Origin of the sequence: Paraliomyxa miuraensis (assembly GCF_026337845.1) — a bacterium.
Classification (GTDB): Bacteria; Myxococcota_A; Polyangia; order Nannocystales; family Nannocystaceae; genus Paraliomyxa; species Paraliomyxa miuraensis.
In genome coordinates this window covers 450,033-463,247 of record NZ_JAOVZF010000164.1, presented here as the reverse complement: position 1 = coordinate 463,247, position 13,215 = coordinate 450,033, and the positions used below count along the sequence as shown (strand labels likewise).

General features: G+C 69.1%; 7 protein-coding genes. All 7 read left to right on the top strand.

Annotated features, from left to right (window positions below):
- Positions 1-48: 48 nt before the first annotated feature.
- The 7 genes from OEB96_RS45055 to OEB96_RS45025 all read left to right on the top strand — a co-directional run bounded on the left by OEB96_RS45055 (position 49) and on the right by OEB96_RS45025 (position 13,209).
- Positions 49-771 (top strand): hypothetical protein, encoded by a 723-nt coding sequence (locus tag OEB96_RS45055; RefSeq protein ID WP_266223189.1) that lies wholly within the window; start codon positions 49-51, stop codon positions 769-771.
- A 48-nt stretch (positions 772-819) separates the two neighbouring features.
- The gene (locus OEB96_RS45050) at positions 820-2,781 is read left to right on the top strand and encodes an asparagine synthetase B family protein (RefSeq protein ID WP_266223188.1); all 1,962 of its coding nucleotides are present in this window, start codon (positions 820-822) and stop codon (positions 2,779-2,781) included.
- A 205-nt stretch (positions 2,782-2,986) separates the two neighbouring features.
- Positions 2,987-7,102, top strand: a complete 4,116-nt coding sequence (locus tag OEB96_RS45045) for a protein kinase domain-containing protein (protein WP_266223187.1) — start codon at positions 2,987-2,989, stop codon at positions 7,100-7,102.
- A gap of 21 nt (positions 7,103-7,123) precedes the next feature.
- Positions 7,124-8,971 (top strand): lysyl oxidase family protein, encoded by a 1,848-nt coding sequence (locus tag OEB96_RS45040; RefSeq protein WP_266223186.1) that lies wholly within the window; start codon positions 7,124-7,126, stop codon positions 8,969-8,971.
- 465 nt (positions 8,972-9,436) lie between these two features.
- Complete coding sequence (locus OEB96_RS45035; protein ID WP_266223185.1) at positions 9,437-11,875, top strand: MYXO-CTERM sorting domain-containing protein; 2,439 nt, start codon at positions 9,437-9,439, stop codon at positions 11,873-11,875.
- A gap of 122 nt (positions 11,876-11,997) precedes the next feature.
- Positions 11,998-12,549 (top strand): hypothetical protein, encoded by a 552-nt coding sequence (locus OEB96_RS45030; RefSeq protein WP_266223184.1) that lies wholly within the window; start codon positions 11,998-12,000, stop codon positions 12,547-12,549.
- A 60-nt stretch (positions 12,550-12,609) separates the two neighbouring features.
- Complete coding sequence (locus OEB96_RS45025; protein WP_266223183.1) at positions 12,610-13,209, top strand: hypothetical protein; 600 nt, start codon at positions 12,610-12,612, stop codon at positions 13,207-13,209.
- Positions 13,210-13,215: the final 6 nt, after the last annotated feature.

Genomic DNA, 13,215 nt, shown 5'->3' with positions numbered 1-13,215 from the left:
ATCCCCCCCGCGGACCATGTACCCTTGCCACTCGCAGGCCCCCGTCCCATGACCACCGTCCGCGTCTTCGTCCCGGGCGACCGCGCCCTCACCCCCACCGACGTCCACCTCGACCCCGGCCAACACGTCCTGGTGCGCTACGTCGAGGGCGCGGTGCGCTTCAACGCCACCCCGCAGTGGGGCGCCGACGTGGGCCCCAACGGCTACCCGCGCTCGGACTTCAACGTCCACTGGCCGGCCGACGCATGCTTCGAAGATCCCCTCACCGGCTGGCACGACGGGCATGCGGGCCTGCTGGCCCAGGTCGATGGCCGCCCGCAGTTCGTGGGCGCCAAGGCCACGCTGTGCTCGCGCGCGGGCGGTCCCTTGCTCCTGGGCATCAACGATGCGACCCCCGATGGTCCGAAGAACCTGGGCAACTCGGGCGGCTTCGAGGTCGAGGTGATGGTCGCGCAGCCCGACTCGCGCCTGACTCCGCTGCTCGGCGCATGGGTCAAGGTCAGCGAGTCACCTCGCAGGCTCGGGGGCCCCGACCTGCACCTGCTGGCGTTCGACCTCGACGACACCTGGCGCATGCTCGCCCCCTACGACCGCGGCCTGATGGAGGTGGGCACGGTGCAGGAGCTGGGCAGCCTCGGCGGTCGCGACTACATCAAGCTCCAGCGCTACGGGCAGGACACCGACGACGCATGGTTCTACGAGGCCAACAGCAAGGAACTGGTGCTGGAGCGCCAGACGGATCAATTTCGGCAGAGCTTCGACCGCCTCTAGCTCGACCAGAGGCCCAGCCAGAGCCCCGACGAAGGTCAGCAACTTCGCATGTGCGGAATCACCGGCATGGTCGGCCAGGCCGACCGCTCGCTGCTCGCGACGATGACCGCGACGCTGCGGCATCGCGGCCCCGATGCCGACGGCCTGCAGCTGGGGGAGGGCTGGGGACTCGGTCACCGCCGCCTGTCGATCATCGACCTCGAGGGCGGCGTCCAGCCGATGCAGAGCGCCGATGGCTCGTGCTGGGTGACGTTCAACGGCGAGATCTACAACTTCCGGGAGCTGCGAGCACAGCTCGAGCGCCTCGGCCACGTGTTCACGACCCGCTCGGACACCGAGGTGCTGCTGGCGGCCTACTGCGAGTGGGGCGACGCGATGGTCGACCGCTTGCTGGGGATGTTCGCCTTCGGGATCTGGGACGACGCGCGCAAGCGGCTGCTGCTGGTGCGGGATCGAGTGGGGGTCAAGCCCCTCTACTATGCCTTGCTCGAGGGCACGGCCCTCGAAGGGTCCATGCTCTCGGGCACGGCCCCCGAAGGGTCCAAGCCGTCGGGCACGGCCCCCGAAGGGTCCAAGCCGTCGGGCACGGCCCTCGTGTTCGGCTCGGAGCCCAAGGCACTCCTCCCCGTGCCGGGAGTGAGCCGCGAGCTCGACCCGCTGGCGCTCGATGCCTACCTCGACCTCTACTACGTGCCGCCGCCGCTCTCGATGTTTCGCGGGATCCACCAGCTCCCGCCCGGCCACCTGCTGGTGTGGCAGGCGGGCGCGATCGAGATCCGCCGCTACTGGGACGCGGAGCCGGCGGTGATCGAGGGACGCTCGCTCGAGGAGTGGGCCGAGGTCGTCGCCCCGGTGCTCGAGGACGCGATCCTGTCGCGCACCGTGGCCGACGTGCCGCTGGGCGCGTTCCTGTCGGGAGGCATCGACTCGTCGACGATCGTGGCGGTGCTCAGCGAGCACGGCCATGGCCCGGTGAAGACGTTCTGCGTGGGCTACGGGGCCGAAGGGCGCAGCTACGACGAGCGCAGCGAGGCGCGAGCGGTCGCCCGCTTCTTCGGCACCCACCACCACGAGCTCGAGCTGACGGTCGACGTGCTCTCGGGGCTCGAGGCGATGGTGCAGGGCTTCGACGAGCCGTTCGGCAGCCCCACCGCCATGCTGTCGTCGGCGCTGTCGAGGTTCGTGCGTGAGCACGTGACGGTGGCCCTGGCCGGCGACGGCGGTGACGAGCTGTTCGGCGGCTATCCGCGCTACCGCGGGCTTCGACTCTCGGAGCTGGCGGGGCGGCTGCCGCCGTCGTTGCTCGAGCTGGCCGGCCGCGCGGTCCGAGGACGCGAGCAAGCCACCGCACGCAGCTATCGGCGCTGGGCTCGGCAGTTCCTGAGCGGCCTGCGCTTGCCCGATGCCGAGCGCTATGCATCGTGGGTGGGCTACGCGCGCGTGTCCGAGCGCGATCGCTTGCTGGCTCCGGCCCTGCGCGATCGCCTGCGTACGCTGCCGCGGGTGGATCCGGTGGTGAAGGCGTTCGATCGACCGGCTCGGGCCGGGCTGGTCGAGCGCGGGGCCTATGCGGATCTCCACGGGTTCCTCCCCGAGAACGTGCTGCGTGGCTCGGATCGCATGAGCATGGCCCATGGCCTCGAGCTTCGCGTGCCGCTTTGCGATCACCGGCTGGTCGAGCTGGCCATGCAGATCCCCGCGCGTCACCGCGTGGGCTGGCTGGCCTCGAAGCGGGTGCTTCGCAAGATCATGGGCGAGCGCCTGCCAAGGAGCGTGCTGCGTCGGCGCAAGCTCGGCTTCAACGCGCCCGTGGGCGTGTGGATGCGTCGCGATCTCGATCGCCTGGTCCAACGATGGCTCGCACCCGAGCTGCTCGAGCGCCGGGGCCTGTTGGCCGCCGACGAGGTCGGTCGCCTGGTCGAGGAGCACCGCGGAGGTCAACGGGATCACGGGCTGCGCCTGTGGTCGTTCATCGTGCTCGAGCAGTGGCTGCGGCTCTACGCCGATTAGCTGGCGTCCCGTTGGGTCCAGGCGCAACCAGTCGGGGATGCACTTCTGACTGTGTTGGTGATCACCCGATCAACCGCTGCGGTGGCCGAGCACCGACCCTTCGTGGCCCGGATCGGCACTCCTCACGCCACTGGTGTCCCCGCGCGGCCCTTTTGGGCGCCAGGGCCGTGGCCTGGCGAGCATTTGTAGATAGGATGGAGGGCTCGTGGATCCTGCCTCGCCAGACGGTGCTGCGTTTCGCGGCAGCGGGCCTGCTCTGCCCGAGGGCTTCGACCGCGAGCGCTTCGAGATCCGGTCGACGCTCGGGCGAGGCACGTCGAGCGTGGTCTACCGAACCTTCGATCGCCAGCGCGGAGCCGAGGTCGCGCTCAAGGCGCTCAGCGTGCAGGGCTCGGCCAGCATGCTGGCGTTCAAGCGCGAGTTCCGCTCGATGGCGGATCTGGTCCACCCCAACCTCGTCAAGCTCTACGAGCTGCACGCGGCGGGCGAGGAGCTGATGTTCACCATGGAGCTGGTGGACGGCACCGACTTCCTGGGCTACGTGCGCCGCCCCGTGGATGCGTTGCCGAGCTGGGATGCCAGCGATCCACGCCCGGCGGCGCCCGAGCGGGCAACGGTGGCCGAGTGGACGGGCCCAGCCCCCGAGCGGCTGTCCCGAGCCGAGACCGGCGAGCTGGAGTACTTCCCGCCGCTGCGGCCCGAGCAGCTCCCGGGATTGCGCACGGTGACCGCCCAGGTCGTGCGCGGGCTGATGGCACTGCACGATGCCGGTCACGTGCACCGCGACATCAAGCCGTCGAACGTGATGGTCGACGACTCCGGACGCGCGGTGCTGCTCGACTTCGGCGTGTCGGCAGAGCTGTGGGGCCACGCCCAGGCCGCGGGAACCCCCGCGTACATGTCACCCGAGCAGGCGCAGGGGGAGCGCCCGAGTCCCTCGGCCGACTTCTACGCGGTCGGGGTGATGCTCTACGAGGCGATCACGGGACGGCTTCCCCACTCGGGAGATGACCCCGTCAGCGACAAGCTGGCCCGCGATCCCGACGCGCCCGTCGTCTGGGTGCCCGACGTTCCCGCCGATCTCGATCGCCTGTGCATGGCGCTCTTGTCTCGCGATCCCGCGCTGCGCCCCGGAGGCTCCGAGATCCTCGATCTGCTGTGCAGCGACAGCGAGCACGCCCTGCCGTCGCGTCACCGCGCCGAGACTCCGCTGCTCGGTCGCGAGGCCGAGCTGCGTCGCATCGACGAGGCCATGCGCGACGTCTCGCGTGGCAAGGGGCGGGTGCTCCTGGTCGCCGGTCGCTCGGGCATCGGCAAGAGCGCGCTCATCCGACACTTCTTGACCCGCCAGCGACGCAGCGGCGCCGTGGTCCTCACCGGGCGCTGCTACGAGCAGGAATCGGTGCCCTACAAGGCTCTCGATGCGGTGATGGATGCGGTGTGCCACCACCTGGCCAGCATGCCCATGGAGGAGCGCGAGGAGGTGATGCCGCGGCATCGCTGGGCGCTTGGCCGGCTGTTTCCGGTGCTCGCCCAGTTCGGTGCACCCGCGGTGCCGGTGGAGGCGCTGCCCCACGACACCGATCCCCACATGTCCGAGGCGCTCCGCGAGATCCGTCAACAACAGACCACGCCGGTCACGGCACCGCGGCAGCTGACCGACGACACCAACCCGATTCCAGGAACCAGCGCGACACCCGACCCAGGGCCCAGCACGGCATCCGAACCGGCACCCAGCGCGGCACCCGACCCAGGAACCAGCGCGGCACCCGACCCAGGAACCAGCGCGGCACCCGACCCGGCACCCAGTACGGGGGCTCGAGCCGCTGCTCGCAGTCCCCCAACCATTCCTCGTTGGAGCTCCGATCAGAACCTCTCGTCGCGATCGACCGTGGTGGTGGGCTCGCCGGCCATGCACGACCCGGTCTCGCCCGTGGGCATCACCGACCCCGCCCGCATTCGTCGCCAGGGGATCACCGCGCTGCGACAGCTGCTCGAGGCGCTGGCCCGACACGCGCCCCTCATCATCGCCATCGACGACCTGCAGTGGGGCGACCTCGACAGCGCCCAGGTGTTGACCGACGTGCTCGGGACGCCGCCTCCTCCGTTGCTGCTGCTGGGCAGCTTTCGTCGCGAGGACCAGGACACCAGCGAGTTCCTGCGCAGCTTCCTCGCGGCACCGGTCGAGCACGAGGTGATTCCGCTCGACGCGCTCAGCCCCGAAGCGGCGCTCGAGCTCGCCCGCAGCCTGGTACGAGGCTCCACGCACGCCGACGTGGCCGAGGTGGCGGCCGAGGCCAAGGGCGATCCCTTCTTGCTGGTCGAGCTGGCCAGCTACGTCTCGAGCCGCGCCGGACCCAAGCTGTCGCCACGCGGTCTCACGGTCGAGGCGGTGGTACGCGATCGGATCCGGCTCCTCGAGGAGTCCTCTCGGCGGTTGCTCGAGGCCGTGGCGGTGGCGGCCGGGCCGGTGGCACGCGCGGTGGCTCGGCGAGCCGCCGACCTGGGGGCCCAGGAGACCCCCGCGGTGGTCCAGCTGCGCGCCGCCAACCTGCTGCGGGTCAAGGGCACGCGTGGGGTGGAGGTGATCGAGACCTACCACGACCGGATCCGCGATGCGATCAACGAGCAGCTCGGCGAGGACGAGCGCCGTCGGTGGCACCTGCGGCTGGTCGATGCCCTGCTTGCCGAAGGCGTCGTCGATCACGAGCGCATCGGCAAGCACCTCGAGGCCGGCGGACGTCGAGCGGAGGCCGTGCCCCGCTACCTCAAGGCGGCCAAGGGAGCCATCGACACCCTGGCGTTCGATCGTGCGGCCGACCTCTATCGCCGGGCCCTGGCGCCCGGGCTGCTGCCCCTGGCCGACGAGGTGCGGGTGCGTGGCGAGTACGCCGAGGTGCTGACCCGGCAGGGGCGCTTCGACGAGGCCGCGGGCGAGCTCGCGCGAGCGCGCGACAAGCTCGAGATCGGTGAGGAGCGTGCCCGCATCTCCTACGAGCTGGGCGAGGTGGAGCTCAGTCGCGGCGACGTGCGAGCCGCAATCGGGGCGTTCGAGACCGCGCTCGAGGATCTGGGCCAGGGCATTCCGAGCGATCACCGAGCCCTGCTGCTGGGCAACCTCCGCGAGGTGGCCGTGCAGCTGCGTCGCGCATGGTTCCCTCGCGAGCAGGCGCTCGTGCCCCCGCTTCCGTCCGAGCGCCTGGCCATGCGGATCTACGGTCGCCTGGCCCATGCCTCCTACTTCAACCGCGGGGGCATGCGCGTGTTCTGGCCGCACCTGCGCGAGCTCAACGCAGCCGAACGTCACCCGCCCACGCCCGAGCTCGGACGCGCCTACTCGAGTCATGGAGCGATGCTGGCCACGCTGCCGTGGTTTCGTCGCGGCCTGTCGTACGCGGACCGCGGCCTGGAGATCCAGCGCAGCCTGGGCGACCGCTGGGGCGAGGCCAAGGCGCTTCACCAGCAAGGGATCGTGCTCTACGGAGCGTCGCGCTTCGCCGAGGCGGCCAGGGTATCGACCGAGGCCGCCGAGCGGCTCGAGGCCATGGACGACGTGACCGCGGCGAACGATGCCCTGCTGTATGCAGCGCGGGCCAAGTATCGGCTGGGATCCACCGCCGAGGCGACCTCGATCGCACGTCGTCTCCACCAAGGGGCGCTCGATGGAGGCAACGTGGTCATGGCCGCCAGCAGCGTGCTGCTGTGGACCAAGGCCTCGGGAGGCCGCGTGCCTTCGATGATGATCCGCGTGCAGGTGGAGATCGCCGAGCAGATCGATCATCGCTTCACCAAGCTGGTGGCCATGCAGGCGGCTGGGCTGCGGCTTCTGGGCGTGGGGCGGCCGCTCGAGGCGGCCCAGATGCTCGATCGTACGGCCGACGAGCTCGCGCGCGTCGAGCTCATGCCCACCGAGCTGCTGGCCGCGCTCGACGTGTGGCGAGCCACGGCCTGGCGGCGGGTGGCCGAAGAGCCCGGCGGGACCTCACCCGGCGACGCCCTACGACGCGCCCGACGCTGCTTGCGCTGGGGCCTGTGGTCGACCAGCCGCTTCCGCAACGACCTGGCCCATGCGCTGCGCGAGGCGGGTCGACTGGCCGCGCTCAGCCGCGTGCCCGGCAAGCGCCTTCGCGCGCGTGGGCTGCTCGACGCGAGCCTTCGGGTGGCCACGAGCCATCAGCAGGCCCAGGAGGTCGCGCTCACCCGCCTCGTCCGCGATGCCGTGCTCGGTCGGGCGGCGCCCACGGGGGCATGCGTGGCGGTGCAGGGCGTGGAAGCGCTCGAGGCGGGACTGCGGCTGCACGGCGTGGTCCCGACGCGCTGAGCATCGCCTATCATCGAGCTCGTGGGAGGGCGAACGACGAGGTCACCGTGGCTCGCCACGCTCGCGTCGCTGGGCCTGGTGGCGTGCCCCGGCCCGCCGAGCTCGGTCGACGGTGGCAGCAGCGGAACGACCGGCACGACCCTCGGCACCGCGACCGAAGCCACCACGGCCGAGGGCGGCACCTCGTCCTCCTCGGGCCTGGACGGCACCACCGGTGCGGGCTCGCTCCCTCCTGCTCCCACGCTGGTGAGCCCCATCGATGGCGCCGTCGATGTACCCGTGCAGACCGAGCTGTGCTGGACCCTGGTCGACGACCCCGATGGCGATGCGGTGCGCTACCGCGTGTTCGTGGACGACATCGAGCTCGGCGAGGGGATCCAGGGCGAGCAGCCGGGCTGGGAAGGACCGTGCCTGGGCCCGCTGGACTTCGCCCACGAGCAGACCTTCGCGTGGTGGGTGCAGGCGTTCGAGGTCGACGATCCCCAGCGGGTCTCCGAGCCCAGCCCCACGTGGAGCTTCACCACCGTCTACGACGGGATCAGCAGCACCGTGTTCGAGGACGACTTCGAGGAGGACCGCGGCTGGGAGGTGAGCGGCGATGCCCTCACGGGCGCCTGGGTGCGCGGGGATCCGGTTCCGGCCTCGCACCTGGGGGCGCCCTCGCAGCCCGGTCGGTGTGCGGGCGGAAGCGCCTGTGTCTTCACCGGGCAGAACGCCGCCGGTCAGGCCGACGACGAGGACGTCTCCGGAGGTCGGACCGTGCTCACCTCGCCTCCGTTCGATCTCGGAGGGGCCGCTGCCGCCACCGTGCGGCTGCGCCGGTTCTTCTACGAGTCGAGCGATCAGCCCGGGCCCTCGCTGCGGGTGGACCTGCTCGTGCCCGACGCCCGCGTACCCGGCGGCTACGTGGCCCATGCGCTCGAGCAGCTCGACCAGCCCACGACCAGCACGCCCCACAACCGCTGGACTCCGCGCGAGTACGGGGCGTGCTCGATACCCATGGTCGACGGCTCGCGGCTGCGCCTGACGGCCACCGACGTGGGAACCGGCATCCTCGAGGCCGCCGTCGATTCCGTCTCGGTGCACGCCCACGACGACGCCTCCGTGTGCGGGAGCGGAGAAGGAGGCCTGTGCGACCCCACGCAGGGGGCCACCGCGTGCCCCGGCGAGCTGCTGTGCTGTCCGCAGGGCTCGATCCACCGCGGCATCCATCGCTGCGCCCCGGCGGTGGCCGGGCTCGACTTCGACGACCCGCCCGCCGCGCCCGAGGATCCCGGCAACGGTGCAGTGGGCTGTGATGCTCCCGACCTGGTGATCGACGAGTCGTGGATCGAGCCCGTGCTCACCGACATCTTCGTGCACGAGGGCACCTGCGAGCTCTACGAGGGCTGCGTGGGAGGGCTGGGATGGCGCACGATCCTGCGGTTCACCCTCACCGCCTCCAACATCGGCTCGCGCGACCTGGTGCTCGGCGTGGCGGCCAATGAGCCCGACGTCTTCCACTACAGCGAGTGCCACGACCACCATCACTTCGACGAGTTCGCCACCTTCGAGCTGCGGGACGAATTCGGCGTGGTGGCCAGCGGATTCAAGCCGGGCTTTTGCTTGCTCGACTCCTATAGCTGGGCCTGGCCCAACACGCCCGGGCACTACGATTGCGCCAACCAGGGCATCAGCCGCGGATACGCCGACATCTACGAGTCGGACCTTCCCTGCCAGTGGATCGACGTCACCGACGTGCCTCCGGGCGACTACACGATCCGGGCCGCGCTCAATCAGGCGCGCGCCGACTCGGCCGTGCCCGTGCTCGTCGAGCGGGACTACGACAACAACGTGGTCGAGGTCCCGGTCACCCTGCCGCTGCCCTGATGTGGCCATCGTGACTCCGCCCCCGTCGAGCGGGTGAGCCGGAATCGCTCCGAGAGCCCACGGGTCGCGGATTGACGGCCGGTCGGTGCCCGGCGGGGCCGACGGCGACCCCCGTCGGATTTCGTTCGGGAATCTTTACCCGACGGGTGGCCACCCACGCTCGGGTCGCTAGTCAGGCGCATGGTGGAACGTCTCAAACGAAACCGTCTCTCGTTGTTGCTGCTAGTGACGCCCTTCGGTGCATGCGAGGCCTCCTTCGCCGAGCCCGTCGAGCCCGTACTCGACGAGCCAGCCGTCACGCACCGATACACTTCGTCTCAGCAAGGCTGTAGTGGCGAGGTGCTCCCCGCCTGCGAGGACGGATGGGCCGGGGCTGCATGTGATCATTCGTGCAGTCCCGGGTTCGATTCGTGCTCGATCGAGCCGTACTGCCACGCAGATGGTCGAGTCCATGGGCTGGCTGGATTGGGAACCACGCTGTTCGAGCTGCAATCCGCCTCCAGCTCCGACGAGGTCCTCGCGGGTCTCGAGGCGTGGATCTCGGGCCACGAGGGCGATCTCGGCCTTCCCGATGGCCTGAGCCCCGAGCTGCTGAGCATCGAGGTACTCGAGGAGTCGCGCGCTCGCCACGGCAAGCTCGAGCTGTTTCGTTTCTACCAGTACTACCAGGCGAATGGCGGTCGGGCCCTGGTGGTCGGCGATGGGTCGACCATCACGGTCGAGGTCGGGCCCCTGGGCGCCGTCTCGGTGAAGGGGACCATCCTCGATCCGCGGCAGCCGTTCGAGCACGAGCACGACCCCGCGGGCGAGGAGGTGGCGCGGCAGGCGATCGCACACCACGTGGCCGACCGCACGGGTGCACCCGCGTCCACCGTGAAGGTGGAGGACCTCGGGCTCGTGGCCGTGCCCGGCCCCAACGCCATCGGCTGGCAGGGGGTGGCCTACCTCGGCGGGCAGGTACCGGTGGCGACCGTGATCGTGGCTGCCGCTCCGCGCACGCCTGCGGCCGAGCTGCCGCTCCTGGCCTTCGAACGCAACTCGGCCAACGGGGTGAGCAACACGGTGGGGGTGCAGGTCGTCACCGAGGACCTCGGCTCCGACATCACCACCGCGCCGATCAGCGAGGCCGTGGTGTCGAGCCTGCTGGATAGCTCGAGCTTGCTGGGGTCGATCGAGGACCTCTCGGGGTGGCCACAGCTGGCGTCGGAAACGGTGGTGGCGCTCGATCTGCAGGGTAATTCGTTGGAGGAAGTCCAGGACGAGATCGACTTCTCCCGCTATATCGATGCCAGCGGCGATTTCGATGTGTCACAGCCTGGTGCGGCATTCGACGCGCAGCGGCACTATCACATCAGCCAAGAAGCCTATGCGTTGGTGGATCACCTGGCGGCGGGTTCATGGGACTCGGCGATCTCGCTGTTCGATGACTTCGTGCCCGATCCTGCCGACCCTTCCAATGAGATCGGAGTCCCCAAGACCTCGGACTACGGTCCAGGGCAGTTCCGTCCGCGAATCATCGACGCCAATGGGCATGCTCCTCTCGGAGGACCAACGGGGCAGGCTGGTTTCGGTCTCGTCGAGTCGATGACCCCGGTGCTCGAGGCATACCAATCGCCAGGACCAGGTCTACAGTCGGAGGTCGTCTCCTTCATCAGACTTCCTCCCGGCCCTATGGGCACCCACGTGCTGATGCACGAGCTCGGCCACGCCTTCGACGTGTTCCTGGGGCCGGGCTTCCCTCGCACCCACGCCCCGAAGTGCCAGGCCGGGTTGTGCGACAGCACCTGTGACGAGGACACTCCCGACGAGGCCCTGCCGCTCACCGAGACCATCGCCCAGATGTTCACGCTGTGGCAGTTCCAGCGCATCGGCGGCATCCCCTTCGAAGACTGCGGCATCATCGACCTGGTGATGACCGGTGCGGGCCAGGGCTCGACGCTCGTGCAACACGAGGCCTGCATGGGCGATGCGGACCAGATCTCGCTGTTCCTGCGCGACGACGATCCCGCCTGTCTCGATCCCTTCTACTGCGACAAGCCTTCGAACAACGAGACCGACCCCAGCCAGGGCGGCACGCACCTGTGCGATGCCACCGCCGGCTACAACGTCACGAGCCTCTTGCAAGCGTGGTGGAGCTTACTGCACTGGCAGTACTGCGAGCCGACCTTCCCGTTCTCGTGCGAGACGCTGCCGGCCATTGCGTGGCCGCTTGGGTGCGACGCGCCGGGCTCGAGCTCGACCTGCGCCACCGACGACGAATTGGCCGTGCTCCCCTTCCTCTACGCGCTGCGCACCGATCCGCTCACCTACGAGCAGCTCATCGACGAGATGGTCACCTTCGTGGCGTGCAACTACGGAACCGAAGCGTATACCTGGTTCAATCAGGTGCTGTGTGATCACCACCTGCGGAGCTGTGGGGAGCCTCCGCCCATGATCTGTCAGAGCTGCGGAAACGGCATTCGAGAGGGTGTGGAACAGTGTGATGGGCTAGACATGGGCGGCGTCTCGCTGGGCGAGATCCCCACCTGCGAGGGCGAGGGCTTCGAGGGCGGCGTGCTGATGTGCGATCCCATGACCTGCACCTACGACTTCGGCCAGTGCATCGCGGCGGCGTCGTCTTCCTCATCTTCCTCGGACGGCGGCCTCGACCCCGAGAGCTCGGGCGGCACCTCGACCTCGTGGAACGAGACCGAGACCAGCGTCGGAGGCGTTGGAGATCCCGGCGGGTGCGACTGCCGGACCAGCGGCGGCGATGGCGGATGGTCTGCGTGGTTGCTCGGCATGATGCTGCTGATGTCGAGGCGACGGCGTATGCAGCAATCACTGGGTACCGATCACGGATCCGTGCCAACCGAAGTCCCAACCACATGTGAAGATCCTGCTCGAGGAGATTGGCGGTCCTGATGTCGAACTCGAATTACTCGAGCCTCCGGCGGTCTGTGCAGAAGCCGAGGGGCACGATGGAGAGTGGGGGGCGGCTGGTCGTGCTGAGTCTGATGCTCGGGTGCGGGGCCAATCCTGGCCATGTGAACGTCGAAGGAGGCTTCGAGGTACCCGCCGAGGGCTCGACCTCCGCGGGGACCAGCGACGATGACGGCGACAGCGAGAGTGGAGGGCAAGCGGCCCCCACGTGGCCCGAGGAATTCTTGGGGCAATATCACGACGATGCGCTTCCGCTTGGTGTTCCGGCGATGTACCTGGGCATCGTGACGAATCTCGAGCTCCGAAGGGATTCGTTGCGGGTGACGTTCCTGGGATGTCATGGCACCGAGAAGATCGAGCAGCTCGCGGCGAGCTTCGAAGGCGCGGAGGTCCACGTTCGACCGGAACCCGGCCAGACACACGTGATCTGGAATGGATCACCGGTGGCCAAGGCGCTCGTGATACGACCCGGATCCAGCTGCGCGGAGCTCGTGATGGAGTTCATCGAGCCGGTCCATCCAGAGGGCTCGTTCGCTGCTCCGTGGACGTGGCGACGCGGCGTGGTCTACATCAGCGACGAGTGTGGAGAGGGCGACAGCGTGTGGGGAGCCGACCTGTCACCCGATGTCCCGACCGGGTGCGAAGACCCTGCTTGAGGAGATTGGACGTCGCAAATGTCATACTCGAAATCCTGGAGCACGAGGCTGGTCGTCTCGATGACGCTCTCACTGACGTTCGGCTGCACGGATGCACCCGCGTCGTTCGGAGAAGGTGCCGGCGGCGATGGAGGCGAAGAAGCCGGCGAAGAAGCCGGCACGATGGGGGAGAGCGAAGGCGACGCACAGGACATGAGTCCCGTGTGGCCCGAAGAATCACTCGGCTCCTACCATCTCGACAGCGGGATTCCGATCGGAATGCCTGGGGAATACCTGTTCGGCCACTTCGAGAACATCGAGCTTCGCCGCGATGGACTGTTGGTCACGCGACTGTGGTGCAATGGCACCATGGAGACCGAGCACCACGCGGTGAGCTTCGAGGGAGACGAGGTCTACGTGTATCCCGAGAAGGGGGAGACCGCCGTGATGTGGGACGGCGTACCCGTGGCCGAGGCATTGGTGTTTCGGCTCGGTGACTCCTGCGAGATGCTGCGAACCGAGCTCATGGAGCCTCTGAGTCCCTACGGTGAGCCCGGAGAGGCATGGACGTGGCGTCGTGGGGAAGTGTATCTCAGCACCTCGTACGGAGAGGACGGCGACCTCTCATGTGGCGCAGATCGGCTTCCCAACGTCCCGACCGAGTGCCCAGACCCCGGCTGAGCCCGC